This is a genomic window from Moraxella bovoculi 237 (assembly GCF_000696305.2).
Lineage (GTDB): Bacteria > Pseudomonadota > Gammaproteobacteria > Pseudomonadales > Moraxellaceae > Moraxella > Moraxella bovoculi.
The window spans coordinates 17,136-41,377 of the sequence record NZ_AOMT01000043.1; the positions used below are offsets into that span (position 1 = coordinate 17,136).

Annotated in this window: 25 protein-coding genes; 19 read left to right on the forward strand and 6 right to left on the reverse strand. The window is 47.5% G+C overall.

Going from position 1 to position 24,242, the window contains the following annotated elements:
- The 4 genes from MBO_RS09065 to MBO_RS09080 all read left to right on the forward strand — a co-directional run bounded on the left by MBO_RS09065 (position 1) and on the right by MBO_RS09080 (position 2,799).
- Positions 1-612 carry a lysophospholipid acyltransferase family protein gene (locus MBO_RS09065; protein ID WP_052585418.1) on the forward strand — a complete coding sequence of 204 codons (612 nt, stop codon included), beginning with the start codon at positions 1-3 and terminating at the stop codon, positions 610-612.
- Positions 613-874: 262 nt separating this feature from the next.
- Positions 875-1,393 carry a YidX family protein gene (locus tag MBO_RS09070; protein WP_227712720.1) on the forward strand — a complete coding sequence of 173 codons (519 nt, stop codon included), beginning with the start codon at positions 875-877 and terminating at the stop codon, positions 1,391-1,393.
- 44 nt (positions 1,394-1,437) lie between these two features.
- Positions 1,438-1,884 carry an NfeD family protein gene (locus MBO_RS09075; protein ID WP_036366930.1) on the forward strand — a complete coding sequence of 149 codons (447 nt, stop codon included), beginning with the start codon at positions 1,438-1,440 and terminating at the stop codon, positions 1,882-1,884.
- A 54-nt stretch (positions 1,885-1,938) separates the two neighbouring features.
- Positions 1,939-2,799, forward strand: coding sequence for an SPFH domain-containing protein (locus MBO_RS09080; RefSeq protein WP_036366933.1), 861 nt, complete (start codon positions 1,939-1,941; stop codon positions 2,797-2,799).
- A 101-nt stretch (positions 2,800-2,900) separates the two neighbouring features.
- Here the strand turns inward: MBO_RS09080 and MBO_RS09085 are convergent, their stop codons facing one another.
- Genes MBO_RS09085 through MBO_RS09095 form a run of 3 tightly spaced genes read right to left on the reverse strand, consistent with a single transcriptional unit; the run spans position 2,901 to position 6,409 of the window.
- A complete protein-coding gene (locus tag MBO_RS09085; RefSeq protein ID WP_036366936.1) occupies positions 2,901-3,896 on the reverse strand; it encodes a TAXI family TRAP transporter solute-binding subunit in 996 nt (331 codons plus the stop codon).
- A gap of 60 nt (positions 3,897-3,956) precedes the next feature.
- A complete protein-coding gene (locus tag MBO_RS09090) occupies positions 3,957-5,189 on the reverse strand; it encodes a CaiB/BaiF CoA transferase family protein (protein ID WP_036366939.1) in 1,233 nt (410 codons plus the stop codon).
- A 17-nt stretch (positions 5,190-5,206) separates the two neighbouring features.
- Complete coding sequence (locus MBO_RS09095) at positions 5,207-6,409, reverse strand: acyl-CoA dehydrogenase (RefSeq protein WP_036366942.1); 1,203 nt, start codon at positions 6,407-6,409, stop codon at positions 5,207-5,209.
- 246 nt (positions 6,410-6,655) lie between these two features.
- Between MBO_RS09095 and MBO_RS09100 the strand changes: the two genes are divergently transcribed.
- Positions 6,656-7,579, forward strand: coding sequence for a LysR substrate-binding domain-containing protein (locus tag MBO_RS09100; protein ID WP_036367272.1), 924 nt, complete (start codon positions 6,656-6,658; stop codon positions 7,577-7,579).
- A 33-nt stretch (positions 7,580-7,612) separates the two neighbouring features.
- Here the strand turns inward: MBO_RS09100 and MBO_RS09105 are convergent, their stop codons facing one another.
- Positions 7,613-9,022, reverse strand: a complete 1,410-nt coding sequence (locus MBO_RS09105) for a phosphohexomutase domain-containing protein (RefSeq protein ID WP_036366943.1) — start codon at positions 9,020-9,022, stop codon at positions 7,613-7,615.
- Positions 9,023-9,207: 185 nt separating this feature from the next.
- On the opposite strand from MBO_RS09105, the gene cysK reads away from it, so the two are divergent.
- The 9 genes from cysK to yjgA all read left to right on the forward strand — a co-directional run bounded on the left by cysK (position 9,208) and on the right by yjgA (position 16,979).
- On the forward strand, positions 9,208-10,137 hold the full coding sequence (gene cysK / locus MBO_RS09110) for a cysteine synthase A (RefSeq protein ID WP_036366944.1): 930 nt from the start codon (positions 9,208-9,210) through the stop codon (positions 10,135-10,137).
- A gap of 70 nt (positions 10,138-10,207) precedes the next feature.
- Positions 10,208-11,035, forward strand: coding sequence for a nucleoside triphosphate pyrophosphohydrolase (gene mazG / locus MBO_RS09115; protein WP_036366949.1), 828 nt, complete (start codon positions 10,208-10,210; stop codon positions 11,033-11,035).
- Positions 11,019-11,372: a ComEA family DNA-binding protein gene (locus MBO_RS09120; RefSeq protein ID WP_052585420.1), complete on the forward strand. Its 354-nt coding sequence runs from the start codon at positions 11,019-11,021 to the stop codon at positions 11,370-11,372. Before mazG ends, MBO_RS09120 begins: the two co-directional genes overlap by 17 nt.
- A gap of 104 nt (positions 11,373-11,476) precedes the next feature.
- Positions 11,477-13,279, forward strand: a complete 1,803-nt coding sequence (gene pcnB / locus MBO_RS09125; protein WP_046701530.1) for a polynucleotide adenylyltransferase PcnB — start codon at positions 11,477-11,479, stop codon at positions 13,277-13,279.
- A gap of 29 nt (positions 13,280-13,308) precedes the next feature.
- The gene (folK, locus tag MBO_RS09130) at positions 13,309-13,809 is read left to right on the forward strand and encodes a 2-amino-4-hydroxy-6-hydroxymethyldihydropteridine diphosphokinase (protein ID WP_036366953.1); all 501 of its coding nucleotides are present in this window, start codon (positions 13,309-13,311) and stop codon (positions 13,807-13,809) included.
- A gap of 59 nt (positions 13,810-13,868) precedes the next feature.
- Complete coding sequence (panB, locus tag MBO_RS09135; protein ID WP_036366955.1) at positions 13,869-14,690, forward strand: 3-methyl-2-oxobutanoate hydroxymethyltransferase; 822 nt, start codon at positions 13,869-13,871, stop codon at positions 14,688-14,690.
- Between the two features lie 19 nt (positions 14,691-14,709).
- A complete protein-coding gene (gene panC / locus MBO_RS09140; protein ID WP_036366957.1) occupies positions 14,710-15,561 on the forward strand; it encodes a pantoate--beta-alanine ligase in 852 nt (283 codons plus the stop codon).
- Positions 15,562-15,570: 9 nt separating this feature from the next.
- Positions 15,571-16,449: an RNase adapter RapZ gene (rapZ, locus tag MBO_RS09145; protein ID WP_036366959.1), complete on the forward strand. Its 879-nt coding sequence runs from the start codon at positions 15,571-15,573 to the stop codon at positions 16,447-16,449.
- A 23-nt stretch (positions 16,450-16,472) separates the two neighbouring features.
- Entirely contained in the window at positions 16,473-16,979 is a 507-nt protein-coding gene (gene yjgA, locus MBO_RS09150; protein ID WP_036366961.1) for a ribosome biogenesis factor YjgA, read from the forward strand.
- Between the two features lie 308 nt (positions 16,980-17,287).
- On the opposite strand, the gene MBO_RS09155 is transcribed toward yjgA, so the two are convergent.
- The gene (locus MBO_RS09155; RefSeq protein ID WP_406564570.1) at positions 17,288-17,884 is read right to left on the reverse strand and encodes a thiol:disulfide interchange protein DsbA/DsbL; all 597 of its coding nucleotides are present in this window, start codon (positions 17,882-17,884) and stop codon (positions 17,288-17,290) included.
- Between the two features lie 406 nt (positions 17,885-18,290).
- Here MBO_RS09155 and ubiG point away from each other — a divergent pair, with 406 nt between their 5' ends.
- The 5 genes from ubiG (at position 18,291) to MBO_RS09180 (ending at position 23,216) form a co-directional block, all read left to right on the forward strand.
- Entirely contained in the window at positions 18,291-19,052 is a 762-nt protein-coding gene (gene ubiG, locus MBO_RS09160) for a bifunctional 2-polyprenyl-6-hydroxyphenol methylase/3-demethylubiquinol 3-O-methyltransferase UbiG (protein ID WP_052585421.1), read from the forward strand.
- Complete coding sequence (locus tag MBO_RS09165) at positions 19,049-19,729, forward strand: HAD family hydrolase (RefSeq protein WP_036366964.1); 681 nt, start codon at positions 19,049-19,051, stop codon at positions 19,727-19,729. Before ubiG ends, MBO_RS09165 begins: the two co-directional genes overlap by 4 nt.
- A 134-nt stretch (positions 19,730-19,863) precedes the next feature.
- On the forward strand, positions 19,864-20,637 hold the full coding sequence (locus tag MBO_RS09170; RefSeq protein WP_036366967.1) for a YciK family oxidoreductase: 774 nt from the start codon (positions 19,864-19,866) through the stop codon (positions 20,635-20,637).
- A 136-nt stretch (positions 20,638-20,773) separates the two neighbouring features.
- Positions 20,774-22,099, forward strand: coding sequence for a hemolysin family protein (locus MBO_RS09175; RefSeq protein WP_036366969.1), 1,326 nt, complete (start codon positions 20,774-20,776; stop codon positions 22,097-22,099).
- Between the two features lie 139 nt (positions 22,100-22,238).
- A complete protein-coding gene (locus MBO_RS09180) occupies positions 22,239-23,216 on the forward strand; it encodes a S66 family peptidase (protein ID WP_036366971.1) in 978 nt (325 codons plus the stop codon).
- A gap of 7 nt (positions 23,217-23,223) precedes the next feature.
- Here the strand turns inward: MBO_RS09180 and MBO_RS09185 are convergent, their stop codons facing one another.
- Complete coding sequence (locus MBO_RS09185; protein WP_046701527.1) at positions 23,224-24,240, reverse strand: CobW family GTP-binding protein; 1,017 nt, start codon at positions 24,238-24,240, stop codon at positions 23,224-23,226.
- Between the last annotated feature and the right edge of the window lie 2 nt (positions 24,241-24,242).

A 24,242-nucleotide genomic window follows, 5' to 3' on the forward strand; every position in this document is an offset into this window, starting at 1 on the left:
ATGCAGCCGTTATCTCATGTCTATCTTGGCGATCGTGTACCCAAAAGGTGTGGTAGAATTACCCCAAAGATAGCACGCTTATTTAATCGGCTCACAGGTTGGCGAACCGTGGGGCAGATACCGAACATCGATCAGGCTGTGGTAATCGGTGCGCCGCACACCTCCAACTTAGATGGCGTGTACGCGCTGCCGCTACTGGTCGAACTTGGTGTGGATATTAAGATATTGGCAAAAAAAGAGCTGTTCGGCGTGCCAATCCTATCACAGTTCCTGACGTGGGCAGGGGTCATACCCATCGATAGAGGCAAGAAAGGTTCGGTGCTTCAAGCGAATATTGACCGCTTCGCCACCAAAGAGCCGCTATTTCTAGGGCTGGCACCAGAAGGAACCCGAACGCGCACGGCTAAATGGAAAACGGGATTTTATTATCTGGCAGTGGGCGCAGGCGTGCCAATCATTCCTGCGGCGCTTGATTATCGCATGAAGACGCTGCAATTTTTGCCGTCGTTCTACCCGACGGGCGATATTGAGCAAGACTTGCCAAAAATTTATGCCTACTTTCAAGACATCACCCCAAAACACCCGCATCATTTCAACTTACCTTTACAATAATAATACACTCGTAAACTCAAATTTAAAATACAATCAAGTGGCTTGCTAAGAACTGGCAAATCCATTATAGTATTTGATATCCATTTTAGGAGTGCTTATGAAACGTGTTGCCTTAACTTGTACGCTTGGCGCAGTTTTGTTGTCTGGTTGTGCGACGTCATCTTTGCTTGATGATACACGCACCACCTAGGCCCAAAACAAAACAACGACACTGATCGATGATCGCGTTGAGGCTTTCGGTAGCCCTGCAGCTAACTTAGGCGTGGCATCGAGCCAGGTGGTTATCGTTGGTGAAAAACAAAGCTACGTCCTAACTGAAGGCGGCACGAAGCTTGTCAGTCTGCTTACCAAGCTAGAGCCTAAGAACATCACCGTTGATAATGCATTGGAATTTTATTCTGGTAATAAAGACGGTAAATCCGCGGGCACGATGAAGTTATCCTATGCGCGCCTACAAGACGAGTTCAAGCGCAGCGACATGCAGTTCTTCATCCAAAATGGTGCAAAAGAGTGCACAAGCGAGAGCGATACTCGCATGAACGCACAGCGTTTTTGCTTTGATGTACCATTAAAAGGCGCGGTATATCCGCAGGTCAGCAACTTCGATCTGGTGCGCTCGCAGTTGCGTCCGCTGACTCGTCCTTATAGCGTGTCGATTTATACGAATACCCAAACAACCACGAATAGTGGTTGTACAGGCGCTGAGAAATTGGTACTATTGCCTTTTGCGCTTGCCCTTGATGCGGTGACGCTGCCTGTTTGGGTATTGGGCGCGTTGTAATTGAGCATCAGCCACCGCAATATAATGAATTTTAGGGATTTATGATGACGATAGAACCTTGGTATTGGTTGGTATTCGGTGTGATCTTGGCGATCGCTGAGATGTTTGTGCCGACTTTCTTTATGTTGTGGTTTGGGGCGGCAGCGATTATTGTGGCGCTGCTGTCTTGGCTATTAGGTCTGTCTGTAACGGTATCGGTGTTGCTGTGGTTGGTGTTGTCGGTGCTATTTTGTGCCCTATGGTTTAAATTTATTCAGCCACGCATCAAGAATCGCACCAAGGCAGGGCTTGGCGGCGCAACCATCATTGGTGAGATTGGCATCATCATTGAGCCTACAGACGGCACTCGTGGCAGGATTCGCTTCAACATACCACAGCTTGGCTCAAGCGAGTGGATGTGTCGCACTCATGACGATGAAGTTATCGCGGTGGGTGAGCGTGCCGTGGTGAAGCGCATTGTCGGCAATGAGCTGTTTGTCGGTAAGCGCTAAGCAATAGTTCCACGTGGAACACTAATTATGACAGTAAAAAGATAGGATAGAGAGATGTTTGAATTCGGTAGTGTGTTGATTGTATTGATTATTTTTGTGGTATTTACCATCTTTAAAGGGGTGCGTATGGTATCACAAGGCGAAAAATGGATCGTACAGCGACTGGGTAAATACCATCAGACGCTAGAACCGGGGCTTAATTTTATCATTCCTTATGTTGATAGTGTCGCCTATAAAGTCACCACCAAAGACATCGTGCTGGACGTGCCAAGCCAAGAAGTCATCACCCGCGATAACGTCGTCATTATCGCCAATGCGGTGGCGTACATCAATATCGTTCAGCCTGCGCATGCGGTGTACGGTATCGAGGATTATGAGCATGGTATTCGCAATCTGGTGCAGACTTCCCTGCGTTCGATCATCGGCGAGATGGATCTGGACAACGCTTTATCAAGCCGAGATCAGATCAAAGCACAGCTCAAACACGCCATCTCTGATGACATCAGTGACTGGGGCATCACCCTAAAAACCGTAGAAATTCAAGACATCAAACCATCACCCACCATGCAAATGGCGATGGAAGAGCAGGCAGCAGCAGAGCGTCAGCGCCGTGCGATGGTAACGCGCGCCGACGGTCAAAAACAAGCGGCAATCCTAGAGGCGGATGGTCGTCTTGAGGCTTCACGCCGCGATGCTGAGGCACAAGTAGTCTTGGCACGTGGTTCAGAAGAGTCAATTCGTCTGATCTCATCTGCGATGGATGGCAAAGAGATGCCTGTGGTCTATCTATTGGGTGAGCAGTACATTAAGGCAATGAACGAGATGGCACAATCGGACAATGCTAAAACCGTTGTACTGCCTGCCGACATTCTAAACACTGTTAAGGGTTTGGTGGGCGATAAACTTAAATCTTAATGCCAAAAGTTATCTGATTTTGGATTTTAATTTTATCGCAGCTAAACAAAATGACCACAGGGTAGTCCTTGTGGTCATTTTTAATTCTTGATTAATTAGGGCTATTTGTTTGCAGCCACTTCATCATAGTATCGCTGTGCACCAGGATGTAGCGGTGCGATGAGGTTTTGCTGTGCGTTTTCAACCTGAATGCCGTTGGCGGCCTGATGGGCGTTTTGAAGTTTGTTTAAGTTTTCAAATAAAGCCTTGGTTAATGTATAGACGTCATCGTCACTTAGGTCGCTGCGCACCACGAGTGTGTTTAAGATAGCGGCGGTTGGTATGTCCTTGCCATTACCGTACATGCCTTTGGGGATTGTCTCAGTCACAAAGAAAGTCCTGGTTTTGGCTACCTCGATCAGCTTGTCGGTAGGGATGGCGATGAGCTTTAGATCAAAGCCTTGCTGCAATTCCATCAAGGATGAATTGGGCATGCCACTGGTAAAAAATGCCGCATCCAATTTGCCTGATTTTAAACCATCAGCCGCTTCAGCAAAGCCCAGATAATCAGGTCTGATGTCTTTATAAGTAATTCCAAAGCCCTCAAGCAAGGTTCGTGTGGACAGCTCTACACCTGAGCCGTGTGCCCCGACGGCAATGCGCTTGCCACGAAGATCTTCGATGGAGCTGATGTTGCTTTTGCTGGATGCGACGATCTGCACATAGTTAGGGTATAGTGCTGCGACTGAGCGTACATTTTCCACTTTCTTTTGGAAGCTGCCCACGCCCATCACGGCATCATTGAGTGAGTCGTTCATCACGAACGCCATTTCAAGTTTCTTTTGGTTGATCAAATTAAGATTCTCCACAGATGCGCCTGTGGTTTGGGTCTTTGAATTGACGCCAAACTTTTGGGCGTATAATTCTGAGAGTGAAGTCCCGATGATGTTGAATGGGCCAGAGGCACCACCTGTGCCAATGGTTAAAAACTTGGTTTGTAATTGACCGGCGGTTTGGCTTTGGGTGGCTTGTTCGCTGGATTCGCTTTTTTCGCCTTGGCAGGCAGCAAGGCAGCCGGCAAATACTGCGATGGTGATAAGTTTGGTCATTAGTTTCATGGTTAACTCCTTGTAAAATTCATAAAACGATTTCATTGTAGCATTTAAAGTACGTTGTCATTAATCCTTGCGTAAATTCTCGATGATGCCTTGCTCCTGTAATGAATGTAATTGATCCTGATTGCAAAACGAAGCTAACACCTCAAAAGTATGCTCGCCCAACTGCGGAGGAGCAAGGTGATAAGTCACGGGCGTATCAGACAGGCGAATGGGCGACCCAATGGTTTTAAAGTCCTTATTGAGGTTATGCGGTATATTGACCACCATGCCCCGATGATGAATCTGCGGCTCATTAAGCGCCTCTTTGATGTTATTAATCAGCCCGACGGGGACTTTGGCGGCATGAATGCGATCAACCCAATGTTTGGCGTTTTGGGTCAAAAAATGCGCCGAGAGTTGTTCAATCAGCTCATCTCGATGCTTAACCCGATCTTGGTTTTTAAGGTATTTATCAGTACTAACAAGCTTGGGCAATCCAACCGCCAAACACAGATCGACGAACTGCTTGTCGTTACCACAGGCGATGATGAATGATTTGTCTTTCGCCTTGAATGTCTGATAGGGCACGATGTTGGGGTGCTTATTGCCCATGCGTTTTGGCACATTACCAGAGCTTAGGTAATTCATGCCCTGATTGGCCAAGGTGGCAACTTGCACATCCAGAAGAGAAATATCAATATGCTGACCCTGCTGCGTGTGAGACCGTGCCAGCAGTGCTGCCTGAATGGCAATCGTGGCATACAGACCAGTTTGGATGTCCACGAGTGCCACACCAACTTTCTGCGGACCGCCGCCTGCCACATCGTCTGCCTCGCCGGTTACGCTCATAAGTCCCGACATGCCCTGAATAATAAAATCATAACCCGGCTCATCGGCTCTAGGACCGTCCTGCCCAAAGCCTGTGATTGAGCAATAAACAAGCCGCGGGTTAATCTGACGCAATGAGTCGTAGTCTAGGCCGTACTTTTTGAGAGAGCCGACTTTGTAGTTTTCGACGACCACATCCACGTCTTTGGCGATTTCATGTATCAATGCCTGACCTTGAGGATGGGTGATGTCAATGGCGATAGAGCGTTTATTTCGATTGGCGCATTGAAAATAGCCTGATTCACGGGTCTGATTGCCTTGGTTGTCAGGCATCCAAGGCGGTCCCCATGTGCGAGTGTCATCGCCATAACGAGGTCGTTCCACTTTAATGACATCAGCACCAAGATCTGCCAAAATCTGACTACACCACGGCCCTGCCAGTACCCGACTTAGGTCGAGTACTTTAATCCCTTGTAATGCGTGCATGGCAAGCTCCTTGCTGACTAATTACAGAACGCAGCGATGCCCGTCTGTGCCCGCCCTAGAATGAGCGCGTGGATGTCGTGCGTGCCTTCGTAGGTATTTACCACCTCAAGGTTCACTAAGTGGCGCGCCACACCAAATTCATCGCTGATGCCGTTGCCACCCATCATGTCGCGTGCTGTTCGGGCGATGTCTAATGCCTTACCGCAGTTATTGCGCTTGATAAGCGATGTTCCTTCGACCGCAGCGATGCCTTCATCTTTCATCCTCCCGAAGCGCAGCGCAGCCTGTATTCCTAAGGCAATCTCGGTTTGCATGTCGGCCAGTTTCTTTTGGATAAGCTGGTTAGCAGCCAGAGGACGACCGAATTGTTTGCGATCTAGTGTGTATTGACGTGCGGTGTGCCAACAGAATTCTGCCGCACCCATCGCACCCCAAGCGATGCCATAGCGAGCACTGTTAAGGCAGGTGAAAGGACCTTTTAGGCCGCGAATGTCAGGAAAAGCATTCTCTTTGGGTACAAACACATTGTCCATCACAATCTCGCCTGTGATCGAGGCGCGTAGCCCAACCTTGCCATGAATGGCAGGTGCAGACAGACCCTCCCATCCTTTTTCTAGGATAAAGCCGCGAATGTCGCCTGGTGCGCCCGACTCAGAGACTTCCTTTGCCCAGACGACGAACACATCAGCGATCGGGCTGTTGGTGATCCACATCTTTGAGCCTGTTAGGCGGTAGCCGCCATCGACTTTTTTGGCGCGTGTAATCATGCTGCCAGGGTCTGAGCCGTGATCTGGTTCGGTCAGACCAAAGCAGCCAATATATTCGCCTGTGGCAAGTTTGGGTAGGTATTTTTGTTTTTGTGCTTCGGTGCCAAATTCATTAATAGGCACCATGACCAGAGAGCTTTGCACGCTTGCCATCGAGCGATAGCCAGAATCTACGCGTTCAATTTCACGAGCGATCAGACCGTAGCTGACATAGTTTAGCCCCGCGCCGCCATATTGTTCGCCAATGGTAGGGCCCAATAGTCCAAGCTCGCCCATCTCACGAAATATGCTTTCATCGGTTTTTTCGTGGCGAAATTGCTCTAGAACTCTGGGCTGTAATTTTGATTGACAATAATCATGCGCGACCTTTTGAATCATTCGCTCTTCTTCGGTGAGTTGCGCTTCTAATAAGAAAGGATCTTCCCAGTTGAATGTGACTTTTGTGCTAGCCATGTGTGCCTCCGATGCATTAATGAGTGTGGGATTGGAAGTTTTATAATATTGAGAGAACCGAAAAATTTCAAACGAGTAATTTTCATCAAGGTATGATTTTTATACATATCTTAAACGGTAAAACCTAGTATTTACCCATTATTTTGACTAAAATACAAATAAATACTAGGTCTTGAGACATTAAATATATTCTTGTATGTGTTTTTGGCATATCATTCAGCGGACGAATTTACAGCGGAAGAATTTATGAAGCGATCGATTCCTTCTTTGCAAAGCTTATTATGCTTTGAGGCAGTTGCCAAACATGGCAGCCACACGCACGCGGCGCAGGCACTATTTATGACCCAAAGTGCGGTGTCCAGACAGGTCAAGCAACTAGGAGAATTCTTGGGTGTGGCGCTGTTTGTCAGAACCAAGCATGGTGTGGAGCTCACGACAGCGGGCAAAATGTACCTAAAGAGTGTCACTTCGCATCTGCTCGGACTTGAGCGATCAACGGTTGATTTGATGAATCATAAAGGTCTTGGCGGTGTTCTAAAATTGGGCGTGGTGCCGACGTTCGCGACCCGCTGGCTTTTGCCAAAATTACAAGACTTCAATGAACGACATCCTAAGATTAATCTGCATCTAGAGACGAGCACGAAGCCTTTTTTGTTTAGTGAGAACATATTCGATGCGGCAATTTTTGCAGGCACGCCGCAGCAGATTCGCCAATGGCCAGGGGTGCAGGCACATCATCTGATGGATGAGTCACTTGTGCTGGTGGCATCGCCTAAACTGCTGATCGAGCGTTTTGGAGAGTCGGTGATAGCGGCGAATGGCGAGTGCGACTTGGCGGATGATGAATTGTCCAAAATGCCTCTATTGCAGCAGACGACCAGACCGACCATCTGGCAGGAATGGTTCTTGGCAAATCATATCGATCATTACAGTCCTTTTAGTGGACAACGCTATGAGCTGTTCTCGATGTTGGCAGTGGCAGCAGCACAAGGAATGGGCATGGCGCTCATCCCTAGGATGCTCATCGAGCAGGAGCTGCAATCAGGGCAGCTCCTCATTATATCCGACAAAACTTTAGTCAGCCATCGAGCTTATTACATCGTGCACGCCAATCAAGACATCTCACCCATGGTGGATAGTTTTGTCAAATGGGTTGAATCCTATTTATAAAAAAAGACCCAATATTATGGGTCTTTTCATGGCTTAGTGATTGGCGCTCACCGCACCGCATTCATCTAGTATTGTCAAAATTTCATCGGTTCGCTCTTTTAATAGCTCTTTGTCGCCTTTGGTTTCAACGTTTAGGCGAATGAGTGGTTCGGTGTTGGATGAACGTAGATTAAACCGCCAGTTGCCAAAATCTAGGCTTAATCCGTCTAGGGTATTTTTGGTAGGATTTAATGCGTGGTATTTTTGTTCCAAAAGCTCGCCAATCTCGCTCGCGGTTTTTTGTCCCAAGCGAAAATTTAGCTCACCTGAACTTGGAAAATCATTGATATGGCCGTTTACAAGCTCGGATAGGGTTTTGCCCGTTACTGATAACAGCTCAATCACCAGTAGCCACACAATCATTCCGCTATCACAATAGGCGAAATCACGAAAATAATGATGAGCTGACATCTCCCCGCCATAAATCGCTCCCGTCTCACGCATGACTTGCTTGATGAACGAGTGCCCCGATTTGCTGATAGCAGGCGTACCGCCATTTTGGGCGATGACGTTCTCGGTGTTATAAATCACTCGGGGGTCATAGACGATGCTCTCGCCTTGATGTTTTTTCAAAAACACTTCGGCAAGCATGCCCACAATGTATGAGCCTTCGATAAACCGCCCATGTTCATCAAACAAAAAACATCTGTCAAAATCACCGTCAAAAGCCACACCAAAATCCGCCCCATGAGCGATGACCGCGTCCGATGTCGCTTTTTGGTTGGCGACAATCATGGGGTTGGGAATGCCGTTTGGGAATGAGCCGTCTGGGGTGTGATGAACTTTGATAAGCTCAATGTTATCACCAAGACGTTTTTGTAGTTCGTCAACCACAGGCCCTGCCGAACCGTTGCCACTGTTTACCACGATTTTTTTGGGAGTGAATTTAGTGGTGTCGGTAAAGCTCATGAGCTTATCAATATAGGCGGTTTTGTCAGTGTCTAGGGTAACCCTGCCTTTGTCTGCCACCACAAATTCGCCACGCTCGGCAATAGCACGAATGTCCGCCAAGCCCGTATCGCCACTGATGGGGCGAGAGTTTTTACGCACCATTTTTAAGCCATTGTAATTGATGGGATTGTGGCTTGCGGTCACTTCAATACCACCGATTGCCCCGTAGTGGCTTGTGGCAAAATAGACCTCCTCCGTGCCAACCATGCCCAAATCAATCACATCCACACCAGCGTCCGTGATGCCGTCAACGGCAGATTGTTTTAGGCTCTCACTAGACGGACGGATGTCCGAGCCGACCACGATGACGGGATTTTCTTTGCCATCATTAAGATATTGGGCGAACGCTCGTCCGATACGGTAGGCGATGGCGTTGTCGAGATTGACATCAAGTTCGCCACGCACGTCATAGGCTTTAAAGCAAGAGATGGTGATGGGGTTAAAAGCGGTCATAAATTATCCCAAATATGAATATGAAACAGCTTAATTTTATCATGATTTAGCCGTGGATATTGTGAAATTATTTAAATGCCAAAATAGAATAAGGCTTAACATTTTTTACCTATAAATTTTCATAAAAATTTGGTATGCTAACCGTGTATCATTTTAAACCGACAACCTTTAACAAGGGAAATCTTATGAACATTGCCAAAAACATCACCGACCTTATCGGCAACACACCCCTAGTGGAATTAAACCGCCTAAGTGAAGGTTTGCCCGCTCGTGTCGTGGCAAAGTTAGAGTATTTTAACCCCGCAAGCTCGGTCAAAGACCGCATTGCCCTATCCATGATAAACGAAGCCGAAAAAGACGGGCTTATCAACAAAAACACCACCATCGTGGAAGCGACATCGGGCAACACGGGCATTGGGCTTGCCATGGTGTGTGCGTCCAAGGGTTATAAACTTGTCATCACCATGCCTGAGAGCATGAGCTTAGAGCGCCGTGCCCTGCTGCGTGCCTATGGGGCAGAGCTTGTATTAACCCCTGCATCAGAGGGTATGGGCGGGGCGATTGCCAAGGCGAACGAGCTTGCCAGTCAAGACGGCTATTTTATGCCACGCCAATTTGACAACCTAGCCAACCCAAAAATCCACCGTGAAACCACCGCCTTAGAAATCTGGAGAGATACAGACGGACAAGTGGACATCGTGGTGGCAGGGATTGGCACGGGTGGTACAATTACAGGCGTGGGCGAGGTGCTAAAAGCCAAAAAGGACAGCGTACAAATCGTGGCGGTAGAGCCGTCTGATTCGCCTGTGTTTAGCGGTGGCGAAAAAGGAGCTCATAAATTGCAAGGGCTTGCCCCTGGTTTTGTGCCGAGCATTTTAAACACGGGCATTTATAACGAAGTCATCACGGTTACCACCGAGTCCGCCTTTGCCACGGCTCGTCAAATGGCAGAAAAAGAAGGTCTGCTCGTGGGCATCAGTGCAGGGGCGGCGGTATGGTCAGCCCTGCAAGTGGCAAGCCGTCCTGAGAATGCCGGCAAGCTCATCGTGGTGGTGATTCCGTCATCGGGCGAACGTTATTTATCTACAGCCTTGTTTGAAGATTTGGCTCAGTAACCCGCCTAAAATCGATGTGCAAAACCCCATTATCTAGTATAATGGGGTTTATTTTTTTTGGATAATAATCATGAATCCGACCAATCAATTCTCTGACCTGTTAGCACTCATGGCGCGCCTTCGTACCGATTGCCCGTGGGACGCCAAACAAACTAACGACAGCCTACAAAAATACGCCATCGAAGAAGTTTTTGAACTCATTGAAGCCATTGCAAGCGATGACAAAAGCCCCCTTGCCACCGATGACATTAAAGGCGAGCTTGGCGATGTGCTTTTGCAAATTGTCTTTCATGCGCATCTGTATGCCGAGCAAGGGCGGTTTGACATGGCGGACGTGATTTATACCTTACAAGAAAAACTCATTCGTAGACACCCCCATGTCTTTGACAAAGAAAATCTAAAAACGGACGAAGACGTCAAACGCCGTTGGGATGAGATTAAGCAAATAGAAAACCAAGACCGCCCAAAACGCCTATTATCCCATGTCAAGGCAGGTACGGCGTTAATGACCGCCCAAAACTTACAAAAACAGGCGGGTAAGGTTGGTTTTGATTGGGATAATCTGGGCGGTGTGTTGGAGAAGCTCCAAGAGGAGCTTAGCGAATTAAAAGCAGAATTACCCACGCCTGATTTTAAGTATAAAACAGATAAACTGGATAAAACTCAAAAAGAAAAAATCGCAGGCGAGCTTGGCGATGTGCTGTTTGTCTTGACTAACCTTGCTCGTCATTTAGACATTGATGCCGAGATGGCTTTGCAAAATACCAATGCCAAATTTAAACGCCGATTTGCTTTTGTGGAAAAGTCGCTGATGGAGCAGGGCAAAACCTTTGAACAGAGCGATTTGGCAGAGATGGATAACTATTGGGATATGGCAAAAGATGCAGAAAATAAGTAGCTGTGTCATATTGCTATTGATGGTGGTGACGCTACCTAGCTTCGCTCAAGTGCATTCTGTGGGCAATCGCTGCTACGCTGATGCTGTTAGTGCTTATCAGGCGATGAAAAATGAGCAAAGAAATACCAAGAGACTTGGCGAACGCATTAATATCAATACGGCGACCGCGAGTGATTTTTTGACATTGCAGGGGATTGGGGTGAATACGGCAGAGCGCATCATCAAGCATCGCACCCAAATAGGACGATTCCGTCACGTGGATGAGCTGATGCAAGTCAAAGGCATCGGGCAGGCGACGCTTGACAAAAATCGCCATAGACTAAGCGTTTCGGACTAAATTATCACAAAATGTGTGTTATGTTCGCTTTTTTTGCCAATAACGGTTAAAATAGATGGTTTAAACATAGAAAATAAATTTACAGCCCACAGGGAGAATTCAGCATGGCGCATCAGCCAGCGAACTCTGGGAAATCCAGCAAATCCACAAGAAATAAAAAGCCCAAAAAGAGCCAAAGCTTTGTTACGCATCGTGATAAGGCGCTTGGGCTGAATAAATCTGCCTTGCCGCACAGTATCATTGAGGTGGTGAGCACTTTAAATAAGGCGGGTTTTGAGGCGTACATCGTGGGGGGCGGTGTGCGCGACAGTCTTTTGGGGCTTGCACCTAAGGATTTTGATGCAGTGACAAGCGCTCGACCGCATGAGATTAAGGCGATTTTTGGTGGTCGTTGCCGTATCATTGGGCGACGCTTTCAGCTTGCGCACGTCTATTCTGGGCGCGAGATGATTGAGGTGGCGACCTTTCGTGCCCCGCCCAAAGATGACACCCACACCACCGAAGAGGGTATGATTACCCGTGATAATGTGTGGGGTGATATTAATCAAGATTTTGCCCGTCGTGATTTTTCGATCAATGCCTTGTATTATCAGCCGATTAAGGGCGAAATACTTGACTTTTGTGGCGCGATTGACGATGTCCAAAATCGCACGCTGCGCCTGTTAGGCGATGCTAAGACTCGCATCGAAGAGGATCCCGTGCGTCTGCTGCGTGCGCTGCGTTTTAAGGCGAAGTTGGGCTTTGATTTTGATCGTGCTTTGGGTGCGCAGTTCCACGAGGATAATTGGGCGCTGCTTGAGCAGGTATCGGCGCATCGTCTGTATGACGAATCCCAGAAGATGTTCTCAGGAGGTTATCTGACCCCGCTGCTGCCGATTCTGTTCGAGCATGGGGCGATGGATTATCTGATGGCGTATGCGCCAAATGAGCCAACGCCGCTAATGCTTGCTACCGCCATCAATACGGATAAGCGCGTCGGTATGGGCAAGGGTGCTAATCCTGCGTTCTTTTACGCGGTATTGTTGTGGGAAAATTACCTGTATCAGCTGGCCAAGTTTAAGAAAAAAGGCTTGCCATTCCATGAGGCACAGAGCAAAGCCGCCGCAAAAGTGGTCGATGTGCAGCGCCTAAGAACCGCCATCCCTAAGTTCGCCGAAGAATTCATCACCAGCATTTGGCTCATGCAGCCTAAGCTTGCCAACCCACGCGTCCGTGACATCGTCAATCTAGAGCGCCACCCGAAATTCCGTGCCGCTTTTGATTTTCTTGTGCTGCGTGAGGCGCATGATAGGTACGAGCTGTCCGAATCGACCAATAACATGGGCGTGTGGTGGACGCGCTATCAGGATGTCGATGCAGGCACTCGCGCTCAGATGGTAGAGAGCTTTGCCAGTGGTGGCAGTGCGACAGGATTGTCATCACGCAGACGTAATCGTGGCGGCAATACCAGCGATGAGCTACTGCAGCTTCAGCAGTTATCAAGCCGCGATGAAGAGCCCAGCTCTAAGACGCCAAAGCCGTTATTCGTCGTTGATAATGCCGATGAATTTTTGCCAAATAAACCTGAACAACCAGCCAATAGACCCATTCCGCGCCGCCGTGATGTGGTCGTTCCTGTGTTTGAGCAGGTGAATTATGGTGAGGCGGAGTTCTTAAAGCTACTTAATAACGACGAGCCGTACATTCCTGCGACTCGCTATCGTAAGCGTCGCCCATCATCAACGCTGTCAATCAAAGAGCGCGAGCAAGGCATGACTGAAGAGGATGCTCCTCAGGCAGCTATCAAGAAACGCACACCAAAACCCAAACCAAAACCAAAAACCGCCAAAGCTCAATCAAGCCATGCGGATGCTCCCAAGCACAGACGGCGTAAAAAATCAAACGCCAAGCCGCGAGCGGGCGAATAGGTAGGCGTGCGAGTCATAAGGCTGACCAGATGAGTAAATTTGTACAGATATACTTAGGACTTGGTGGCAATATCGCCAATGAGCTTGGTGATCCTACGAGTCATATTTTATCGGTGCTCGAATGCCTGCAGAGTGATGATCGCTTTATAGAGGTGAGATTGTCATCGCTGTATTCATCAAAGCCATTTGGCGTGATTGATCAGCCTGATTTTGTGAATGCGGTATTGTCTGCCAAGACGAATTTAGACCCCATGAGCCTACTTGATTTTTGCCAAAGTCTTGAAAGCAGCGCAGGACGAGTGCGCCTTAGACGTTGGGGTGAGCGCTCGCTTGACGTGGATGTGCTGCTTTATGATGATCAAATTATCACAAATGACAGACTGACCGTACCGCATGCAGGCATCTTTGAAAGAAGTTTCGTTTTGGTGCCGCTGCTAGAGCTTAGCCAAGACCTTGTTATCAGTGGTCAAAAAATCAATGATCTGGCATTGGCGCATGATATGTCCGAATTGACAAAAATCACAAACTGATCTTTGTCTCATTTATAAGCGCGTGTCTAAGTACAGACGATTAAAATAAAAGGATGTTTATGAGTTATCTGACCCAAACAGCACCCATCACGTTATCAACCTTAAATAAATACAAAGCCTCTGGCGAGAAGTTTAGCTGCTTGACTTGTTATGATGCCAGCTTTGCCAATCTCATGCAGACAGCGGGCATTGAGGTCATTTTGGTAGGTGATAGCCTTGGCATGGTCGTGCAGGGGCAGTCATCCACACTACCCGTCACGCTTGGCGACATGGTGTATCACACTGCCAACATCGCCCGAGGTAACAGCCACGCCCTGATTATGGCTGATTTGCCATTCATGAGTTATGCTACTTTAGAAGACGCCATCAATAGCAGCCGTGCGGTGATGCAAGCGGGGGCGAATGTGGTTAAGATAGAAGGGGATGATGGCTTGTGCCAGACCATCTCCGTACTTGCCAAAAATGGCGTACCGGTGTGCGCACATCTGGGACTGACACCGCAGGCGGTGAATGTATTTGGCGGCTATAAAGTACAAGGCAGAACGGATGAACAGGCCAAAAAACTCTTAGATGACTGCCAAAAACTCGTTGAAGCAGGCGCAAGCATGCTGTTATTAGAATGTGTGCCCGCCGCTCTTGCTAAGATGGTTACCCAAAGTGTGAATGTCCCTGTCATTGGCATTGGTGCGGGTGCTGATACGGATGGTCAGGTATTGGTCATGCATGACATGTTGGGCGTTTACACGCGTAAGCCTGCCAAGTTTGTCAAAGACTTCTTGGGTGATGATGCGAACGACAATGGCATACTTGGCGCGCTTGAGCTGTATCATAAGCAGGTCAAAGAGGGGTCTTTTCCAGCTGCTGAGCACAGTTTCAATTAGCTATTATTGAGAGAACGACATGCACATTTTCCACAATATCAAAGAATTACAATCAGCTCTGCAGACATGCCGCAAAGATGGCAAAACCATCGCCTTAGTGCCGACCATGGGTAATCTGCATGATGGGCATCTGTCACTTGTAAATATCGCCAAGGAGCATGCTGACATCGTTGTGGCGAGTATCTTTGTGAATCCCACGCAGTTCGGGGTGGGTGAGGATTTTGACAGTTATCCGCGCACGCTGGATGAAGATTGTGCTAAGCTTCGGAGTGTGGCGTGCGACATGGTCTTTGCGCCGAGCGCGGATGAGATGTATCCTACTTATCCGCCGCAGATTCAGGTGCTCTCTGGCGAGATTACCAAGATTCTATGTGGTAAAACTCGCCTGACGCACTTTGATGGTGTGGGATTGGTCGTCAGTAAGCTGTTTAATATTGTGCGTCCTGATGTGGCGATCTTTGGCAAAAAAGACTATCAACAGCTTGCCATCATTCGTAAGCTGAACGATGAGCTAAACTTTGGCATCAAGATCATTGGCGGTGAGATCGTGCGTGCGGATAGCGGTTTGGCATTATCTTCTAGAAACGGCTACCTGACCGCTGATGAATTGGCCGTCGCTCCAAGGCTGCATCAGGCGCTATGTGACTTTGCTGATGAGTTAAGAGCTGATTTTAATATTCTGCGGTTAAACGAGCTTACCCAAAAATATCGCGATCGGATCAATGCTTCAGGATTTACGGTGGATTATCTAGAGGTGCTGACCGATAGACTGACACCGCCTAGTAATCAAGATAAAAATTTGGTGATTCTAACCGCAAGCAACCTTGGCAAAGCAAGACTGTTGGATAATATCGAAATTCACCTAACCTAAAGGATGATCATGAGCGATTCAATCTCTATCGTTATCGTCTCGGGGCGTTCAGGCTCGGGCAAGACATCGGTATTAAATATCCTAGAGGATTTTGGGTATTATGTGATTGATAATTTGCCATTGTCGTTGGCGGATAGCGCTATTAGACGGCTAACGCTGGATGACAGCATTCATAAGATCGCGCTTGGGATTGACAGCCGTCTGCCGCTTGCAGATTTATCAAATTTCCCAGTGCTACATCAAGCGCTCATCAAGGAATATGGCCAGCAGGCAGTGACGGTACTGTATGCCACCGCCGAAGAGCGTGTGCTGGTGGCGCGATTTGGTTCGACGAGACGTGTGCATCCTTTGATGGCAACCAAAGGCAACCTACCGAACGCCATCCATAGCGAGATCGCACTGCTTGAACCCATCGCAAGTCTGGCGGACATTAAGATCGATACAAGTTTGCTAAATGTTCACGAATTAAAACAAAAGGTTCGTGATTATCTTGGGTTTGAAAATAAGATTAATGTTAATCTACTGTCCTTTGGTTTTAAGTATGGCGTGCCATTAGATGCTGATCTAGTATTTGACATGAGAATATTGCCAAACCCGCATTGGCACGAGGAATTAAGAGCATTGACGGGGCAGGACGACGCAGTAAAAGCCTTCTTCGCTCAATCTTTCGAGGTTGATGAGATGGCAGAGGACATCACGGCCTATCTTCTAAAATGGCTGCCCAAATTTGCAGACAATAATCGCCATAGCATGACGGTTGCCATCGGCTGCACCGGCGGCAAACACCGCTCAGTCTACGTCAGCGAAAAAATAGAAAATGCCTTGGCTCTCGGACTGCCTGAGCATCTAAAGGTGCGCATCAAGCACCGTGAAAAACGCCACTGGTAACCCATTAATAAAAAGAGTATGTTATGAATATTGACTGGTCAAAACAAGACATGCGAGTCTCTCGCACCGAAATCAAAAAATCACACGAGCGCTTACAGGCGCTGGCTACGCCACTGGCAAATTTATCAAAAAAACAACTTGCTACTTTGCCAGTTAGTGATTATTTCTTAGATGAATTAAAACATTTATCAGACATCACCAGCGCGGCGGCGAAGAACCGCCAGATCAAGCGTGTGGGTAAGCTTATCATCGAAGAAGATCGTCAGAGTCTGACGCGCGCGCTGTTTGAGATTAAGTTCACCAAAGAGCAGATAACCAAAATCGAAACATGGCTAAGCCGCTTGCAGTTGCATGATGAAAGCACGATCAAGCAATTCGTGAAGCAGTTCAATGCCAGTGAATTTAACAGTGTGTATCAGCTGCTGCTGTGGATTGCCTATGCTGAGCATCTACAGGATGATGAGCTGCTGGATGAGAGCTTGGCGGATTTTGAAAGCTATGTTAGAGAAGTAGCGATCTTATCCACCTGATGATTAATCGGATAAATTCCAAAAGGCAAAAGCCACATGATTGCTCATGTGGCTTTTTTGGTGTCCCTTGCTTTAAGTGCGAGCACTTAATCCATGCGTTTCATCCATAGTGACAGCATTCATCCATGTTGGCAATTCCATTTGCAGTATCCTTGCTGCTTGGGTGTATTATGCCAAATCAGCCCTACCGCAGCAATTAGCCAATATCGTCAATGTTTGTAAGCAATCGCTTACATGGGCTGCTTGTGCTTTAATAAAAAATCCGCACACTGTGGTGCGGATTTTTAAGATAATAATCTTATCTTTGCTTATTTCTTTTCGTCGCGGACTTTATTAACTAGGAAGTCAACAACTTGCGTGGCTTTCTCACCATCGCCTGACACCACATAAGTGCCGTGAACCACGATGGCAGGAACGCCTGTCAACTGATAACGAGCCGCACCTTGCTTGGCGCGTTCGATCTTAGTGCTGACTGAGAATGAGTTATAGAAGCTGTTGAATTTGGCTTTGTCAGCGCCTTGCGATGCGTACCAATCAGCCAAGTTGTTTTGATTGGCGATGATGTTACGCTTGCCATCTTTGTGAACAGCATCAAAAAGAGCTTGGTGGGTTTTGTTCTCAAGACCCATCTGCTGTGCAGCATAGAAGCCACGTGCAGGCACTTCCCATACAGGGTTCATGGCCGCAGGCGTGCGGAAAAACGCCACGTCTTCGGCGCGAGTTTTTGCCCATTTTTGCATGTGTGGCTCTAGGTTGTAGCAATGTGGGCAGCCATACCAGAAGAATTCACGCACCACAATCACATCGCCTGCGATATTTTCTGGGTTTGCAACTTTTTGGTAATCGCGACCTTCTACGAAATCAGCGGCAAAAGCGCTGCTGGCAAGACCGATGGCAGCCGCCATGGCGGTGAATGTTAGGGTGTATTTCATGATGAAATCCTTATAAAACACATCAACAAGCAGCGAGTCGTGCTTGCTTTTTCGTACTATTGATTAAAATGAATGCTAAATTTGGCTAATTCTACCAAAAACGAGCCATGATTTAAACGCTTAAATAAAAATATGCCACAGTTTAGCCTATTTTTTGGCAGAAATGGTAACAGATTTATTAAGCTTGCCTTGCAAAGTGTTTTGATTTTGCACAAATCTTTGTAAATCGATCCATAACCTTAAAAATTGCGTAAAACTTAGCGATACAAGGTGTTCATTGTATCAAAATCAGCTGCTTATGTTCGTGGTTGTATAGCAAATTTGGCGTGAAAGTGATAAGATAGCAAGTAATTTTTGATGACAAAATAAGCGAAAAATTATGCAAACAACCACCCAAAATGCGAACGTCGATTACGATGAAATTGGTAAATTTACCACCTTGGCGAATGAGTGGTGGGACAGAAATGGCGCATTTAAATCACTGCATGACATCAATCCGTTACGCCTAAACTGGATCGAAGACCGCGTGCATGAGTGCTATGGTTCGCCTTTGATGGGTAAGGACATCCTAGATGTTGGCTGTGGCGGTGGTATTTTATCGCATTCGATGGCGGTGCGTGGCGCGAATGTGCTCGGCGTGGATCTGGGCAATGAGAATCTGCAGGCAGCGAGCATCCACGCTGATAAGACGGGCATGAGTGAGACCTTGTCATTTCGCTGTGTGGCGATCGAAGAATTGGCAAAAGAGCAGTCAGAGACCTATGATGTCGTCACGTGCATGGAGATGCTAGAGCACGTTCCTGATCCATCGGCGATTATTGAAGCGTGTTTTAAATTATTAAAGCCAGGCGGAGTGTTTGTAACCTCGACCATCAACCGTAATCCTAAGTCATACCTATTTGCCATCGTGGGCGCAGAGTATGTACTGCGCTTGGTGGATAAAGGCACGCATGATTATAACAAGTTCATCACACCTGCCGAGCTTGATCAGATGGCAATTGGTGCAGGCTTTGAGCGTCAAGACATGACAGGCTTGCATTATAATCCGATTACCAAGCATTTTTGGTTGTCGAATCGTAATGTTGATGTCAATTACATGATGTCGTTCACTAAGGCAGCAGCTGACAAGGTGGCACAATGAGCGCATTAAAGGCGGTTCTGTTTGATCTAGATGGCACGCTCATTGATACCGCGCCTGATTTTATTCGCATCATCAAGGACATGTGCGCCAAGCACAACCACCCTTGTCCAAGCGACATGGCCATCCGTGAGCAGGTATCGGCAGGTGCACGTGCGATGGTGCGTCTGATGTTTGGCGATGAGTTGGGCGAGGTGGCAGATACCGATCCTAAGCTGCTTGGTTACCGTCAAGAATTCTTGGATCTGTACGAGCAGGACATCTGTGTTGATAGCCGACTGTTCGATGGGTTTGACGAGATGTTAAAATCTTTTGAAGATGCGGGGATTTTTTGGGGTATTGTTACCAATAAGCCGCGTTATTTGGCAGAGCAACTGTTGGATAAATTAGACCTTGCTGATCGCTGTTCGGTATTAGTATGCCCTGATGATGTGACCAACACCAAGCCTGACCCTGAGCCGATGTATCTGGCATGTGATCAGCTTGGCATCACCCCAAAAGATGCCATCTATGTGGGCGATCACCTCCGAGACATACAGGCAGGGCGCGCGTCGGGTATGCAGACGGTGGCGGCGGCATTTGGCTATATCGTCCCTAAGGAAGATCCGAGCGAATGGGATGCGGATTTTGTGGTGGCGACACCCGATGATTTGGCGGTGCTACTGAATAGACTGGTGTGACGGCTAGGATTGTATCATAAATTAAGCTTGTCATTGCTAACGGGGTGGGCATTTGGAGATTGTATAAAAACACCTAATGAGTCGTCGCCCAAATTTATTACTGATAAATCAAGATAAAACAACACGGAATACACATGCAAAGTGCACAAATTAACCATGAAGAGATTTTAAATTTCACGCCAAAAGCGGACAGCCTGCAAGATAAAATCATCCTAGTAACCGGCGCAGGCGACGGCATTGGCAAGGTCGCCGCCTTAACTTATGCCAAATGCGGGGCGACGGTATTATTATTAGGTAGGACCCAAGCTAAGCTTGAGGCGGTGTACGATGAGATCGAGAGCCTAGGCTTGCCAACCCCTGCCATCTTGCCGATGGATCTGGAGAAAGCAACTTTTGCCCAGATGAATGAGCTTGCCACGCTTATTGAGAAGGAGTTTGGTCGCTTGGATGGGGTACTGCATAACGCGGCAATTCTTGGGGCGCTGACGCCTTTGGAGATGTATGACCCGATCACCTTTGAGCAGGTGATGTACATTAACACCACGGCTGTGTTCATGCTGACTCAAGCCTTGTTACCGTTATTAAAAACCGCTCAAAGCGGCTCGGTGGTATTCACAAGTTCAGGCGTGGCACAAGTGAGAGCATTTTGGGGGGCGTACGCGTTATCAAAACAAGCCATCGAAGGCATGAGCGAGATTTTCACCCAAGAGACACAGCGTCTGACTGCGCTACGCTTCAACTGCATCAACCCTGGCGCGACCCGCACCAACATGCGCGCCCACGCATTCCCAGGTGAAGATCCATATACGCTAAAGACACCTGAAGACATCATGCCGGCCTATGTCTATCTGATGACAGATGAGGCAAGTGGCATCAAAGGGCAAGTGGTACACTGTCAGCTCAAATAAACCCAAAGGCGGCGTGAATGCCGTCTTTTTAGTGCTTTTGGCTAAGGCCGAATGAAAACAGGGCTGCACTTGAATTTTGTACGCACACCCGATAAAATTTATCACATATTTTTAAATTTCAATGATTGGAATTGCCGTGGAGTTATTACAACATCTTTTGATGATTTTGGTCTTGATTTTGGTATCAAGCTTTTTCTCAATTTCTGAGATTGCCTTGGCAGGGGCAAGAAAAATCAAATTAAAGCTCATCTCCGAAAGTGGCGATAATCGCGCTGATAAGATCATGCACCTACAAGAAAACTCTGCCGACTTTTTTGCCACAAGCCAAATCGGACTAAATGCGGTCGCCATCCTTGGCGGTTCGGTGGGTGAAGGGGCGCTTCGTCCTTATTTTGCCGAGTTGATTGGACATTTTTATCAAGGTCAATGGACGGAGAGCATCGCCTTTTTTACCAGTTTTACAGTAGTGACACTGGTCTTTATTCTATATGCTGACTTAATCCCCAAGCGCATCGCGATGATTAACCCCGAAAAGGTCGCCCTAGCGGTCATTAATCCGATGCTGCTGGTGATTAAGGTGGTCAAGCCCTTGGTGTGGATCATTAACGGCATTGCCAATGTGACCTTTCGCCTATTCAAGATTAACACTGTGCGAGAAGAGAGTATTACCTTTGATGACGTCTCTGCCATCATGGACGCAGGCGCAGAAGCGGGCGTGGTACTACAACAAGAGCAGCATTTTATTGAAAATGTGTTTGAGCTAGAAGAGCGTACCGTGCCGTCATCGATGACCGTTCGTGAAGACGTGGTGTATTTTACCTTGGGGGAATCTGAAGATTCCATCCGCCAAAAAATCGCCGAGTATCCTTATTCGAAGTTCTTGGTGTGTAGCGAGACCATCGATCAAGTGATTGGTTATGTTGATACCAAGGATATTTTGGTGAGATTTTTGAATAATCAGTCTTTTGTGCAGTTAAATGAATCTACCATTCGTAACGTGCTGATTATCCCTGATACGCTGACCCTTTCTGAGCTTTTGGATAAATTTCGTGCCAGTAAAGAAAAATTCGCGGTCGTCATCAACGAGTATGCGTGGGTGGTCGGGGTCATCACATTGTCCGACATCATGATGACGGTCATGGGGGACTGGGGGTCGCCCATCGAAGAAGAACAGCAGATCATCCGCCGTGATGAGAATTCTTGGCTCATCGATGGTAGTACGCCCATTGATGATGTCAAGCATGCGCTTGATGTGGTGGAATTTGAAGATTGGGATCATTATGAGACGCTGGCGGGCTTTATCATGTATCGCTTGCGTAAGATTCCGCGCCCTGCTGACTTCGTCGTGCATGAAAATCTTAAATTTGAAGTGGTGGACATTGACCATTATAAGATTGACCAAGTGCTAGTGACTCGTCTGCCAAGTAATACCGAAGAAGTGGCGGATAGAGACTGGATGTAGGGTAATAATGTATTTTAAAGATGTTTAAAAAATATTAGGGCGGAATAATTCGCCCTTTTTTATGGGGCAAATGAACCACTTGACCATAGGTACAATAATGCTATAATCCCAAAATTCTATCTCAATATTAAGGACAATCATGAACATTTTTGCCCCGCCAAAATTACGCCAAGGCGACCACATTCGCATCATCAGCCCGTCAAGCTCTGTGGCACGTATTGGCGGATTTCATGCCAATTTATCCGCCAAAGTCCGCCTTGAGCGCATGGGCTATGCCGTGTCATTTTCGGATAATTATCTTGCCAATGATGAGTTTGGCTCAGCAAGCATTGCCGAGCGTGTGGACGATTTGCACAAGGCATTTGCCGACCCAAGTGTCAAGGCGATTTTGGCGACCATTGGCGGATTTAATAGCAATGAATTGTTGCCTTATTTGGATTATGAGTTTATCAAAGCCAATCCAAAAATCATCTGTGGCTATTCTGACACAACTGCCGTTTTGACCGCCATTTTTGCCAAGACAGGCATGATAACCTATATGGGAGCAAGCTATTCGTCCTTTAAGATGAATGAGTTGCAAGACTATCAGTCCGCCATGTGGACACAAGCCTTGACCCAAAGCCAATACGAGCTTATCCCTAGTGATAAATGGTCGTCTGATTTGTGGTTTTTGCCTGACTGCACCCGCCAATTTTTTGACACCCGTTGGCAATTTTATACAGAAGGGCGGGCGAGCGGTCGGCTGATTGGCGGTAATTTATCCACGTTTTGTCTGCTAAACGGCACGCCTTACGCCCCAAAGGTGGATACGCTTGGCGATTATGTCATTATGTTAGAAATGGCAGAGGGCTATGATGTCATGGATTTTGCACGGCAACTGGCTGCCGTTTTGCAAACCTACCCAGACCCCAAGGCAGTGCTGTTTGGGCGTGTGCCGACAGATGTGGGTATGACTGATGGGCTGTTGCGAGCGATTTTTGATAAGCACCCCATTTTGGGGCGTGTGCCCGTGATGTATGACATGGATTTTGCCCACACGCAGCCGTTATTTACGGTGGGCATTGGCTCAAACGTGGTGGTGGACACGCAGCAAAAATTGATTAAGGTGTTCGAGTGATCTAATATCACTCACCTATCAAAAATCCCATAAGCTCACCATCTAGTCCATTCCAATCCATCTCTTGGTGTAGGATAAACTCTAGACGGTTGTCTTCCTGTGCGTCGCTGTCTTGGATGCTGATGCTCTCTTGGGTGATGTTTAGGCTAATCCAGCCATCTTGGGTGTGAATGATGCCTTTGATACGAGCATAATGAGGGAGGTTTAGTAGCCATTTTTGTAGTTCATGACCATTGAATCGCCATTCTTTTGGGAGTCGCCATCCGCCCACGTAAAAGCTTGCCATCTTATCATGATAGCGATAGGGCAGCTCGGTGCTGTCTGTGTCGTTGGTTGTGTTCGTGTTTGTGGTTGCGGGCTTGACAGCCAAAGGGTTTAATGCAACTTTGATAGGCTGCAGTTTGGGCGTTGGCATTTTGCCAAGTAATGCCATAAGCTCATCGGCAGAAGTGGTGTTCATGTCAATGATCTGCACATCAGGGTGAATGCTACCGATCCAATCATTCAGCGCCTGATATTGATCAGTGCTAAGCGTCTCGGTGCGGTTGATGACGACGATGTCTGAGAATTTGACGTGCACTTGATAGCCATCGTGATTGCGATAATGCTCTTCTTGCCATTGGGCGGCGTTTAGGACGCAAATGGTGGCGCGTAAGTCAAGATTGGCCTGCCAATGCGGTGCGCCCAGCTGACTTAATAGCTCATCAGGATGGGCAAGACCCGTAGGCTCGATGATCAGATGACTGGGCTTATGATCAAAGAGCAAGCGAACCAAGGCGATCTGTAGCGGTAGCTGATTGGTACAGCAGATGCATCCGCCGCTCACTTCTTTAATCGCGACATCATTATCGGTAAAAAGCTTGCCATCAATGCCAATCTTACCAAACTCATTCACCAAAATCGCCCATTTGTCCGCCATGTTCAAGGCGTTTTTGTGAGCCAGCAAGACATTAATAAACGTGGTCTTGCCCGCGCCCAGAAAGCCTGTGATGATCGTGGTTGGTGTGCGTGCGACGACGGTCATGG

Bases quoted from the DNA above. Each gene is read 5' to 3' on its own strand.
- MBO_RS09065 (WP_052585418.1), top strand. From the start codon at position 1: ATGCAGCCGTTATCTCATGTCTATCTTGGCGATCGTGTACCCAAAAGG.
- MBO_RS09075 (WP_036366930.1), top strand. From the start codon at position 1,438: ATGACGATAGAACCTTGGTATTGGTTGGTATTCGGTGTGATCTTGGCG.
- MBO_RS09080 (WP_036366933.1), top strand. From the start codon at position 1,939: ATGTTTGAATTCGGTAGTGTGTTGATTGTATTGATTATTTTTGTGGTA.
- MBO_RS09085 (WP_036366936.1), bottom strand. From the start codon at position 3,896: ATGAAACTAATGACCAAACTTATCACCATCGCAGTATTTGCCGGCTGC.
- MBO_RS09090 (WP_036366939.1), bottom strand. From the start codon at position 5,189: ATGCACGCATTACAAGGGATTAAAGTACTCGACCTAAGTCGGGTACTG.
- MBO_RS09095 (WP_036366942.1), bottom strand. From the start codon at position 6,409: ATGGCTAGCACAAAAGTCACATTCAACTGGGAAGATCCTTTCTTATTA.
- MBO_RS09100 (WP_036367272.1), top strand. From the start codon at position 6,656: ATGAAGCGATCGATTCCTTCTTTGCAAAGCTTATTATGCTTTGAGGCA.
- MBO_RS09105 (WP_036366943.1), bottom strand. From the start codon at position 9,022: ATGACCGCTTTTAACCCCATCACCATCTCTTGCTTTAAAGCCTATGAC.
- cysK (WP_036366944.1), top strand. From the start codon at position 9,208: ATGAACATTGCCAAAAACATCACCGACCTTATCGGCAACACACCCCTA.
- mazG (WP_036366949.1), top strand. From the start codon at position 10,208: ATGAATCCGACCAATCAATTCTCTGACCTGTTAGCACTCATGGCGCGC.
- MBO_RS09120 (WP_052585420.1), top strand. From the start codon at position 11,019: ATGCAGAAAATAAGTAGCTGTGTCATATTGCTATTGATGGTGGTGACG.
- pcnB (WP_046701530.1), top strand. From the start codon at position 11,477: ATGGCGCATCAGCCAGCGAACTCTGGGAAATCCAGCAAATCCACAAGA.
- folK (WP_036366953.1), top strand. From the start codon at position 13,309: ATGAGTAAATTTGTACAGATATACTTAGGACTTGGTGGCAATATCGCC.
- panB (WP_036366955.1), top strand. From the start codon at position 13,869: ATGAGTTATCTGACCCAAACAGCACCCATCACGTTATCAACCTTAAAT.
- panC (WP_036366957.1), top strand. From the start codon at position 14,710: ATGCACATTTTCCACAATATCAAAGAATTACAATCAGCTCTGCAGACA.
- rapZ (WP_036366959.1), top strand. From the start codon at position 15,571: ATGAGCGATTCAATCTCTATCGTTATCGTCTCGGGGCGTTCAGGCTCG.
- yjgA (WP_036366961.1), top strand. From the start codon at position 16,473: ATGAATATTGACTGGTCAAAACAAGACATGCGAGTCTCTCGCACCGAA.
- MBO_RS09155 (WP_406564570.1), bottom strand. From the start codon at position 17,884: ATGGCGGCTGCCATCGGTCTTGCCAGCAGCGCTTTTGCCGCTGATTTC.
- ubiG (WP_052585421.1), top strand. From the start codon at position 18,291: ATGCAAACAACCACCCAAAATGCGAACGTCGATTACGATGAAATTGGT.
- MBO_RS09165 (WP_036366964.1), top strand. From the start codon at position 19,049: ATGAGCGCATTAAAGGCGGTTCTGTTTGATCTAGATGGCACGCTCATT.
- MBO_RS09170 (WP_036366967.1), top strand. From the start codon at position 19,864: ATGCAAAGTGCACAAATTAACCATGAAGAGATTTTAAATTTCACGCCA.
- MBO_RS09180 (WP_036366971.1), top strand. From the start codon at position 22,239: ATGAACATTTTTGCCCCGCCAAAATTACGCCAAGGCGACCACATTCGC.
- MBO_RS09185 (WP_046701527.1), bottom strand. From the start codon at position 24,240: ATGACCGTCGTCGCACGCACACCAACCACGATCATCACAGGCTTTCTG.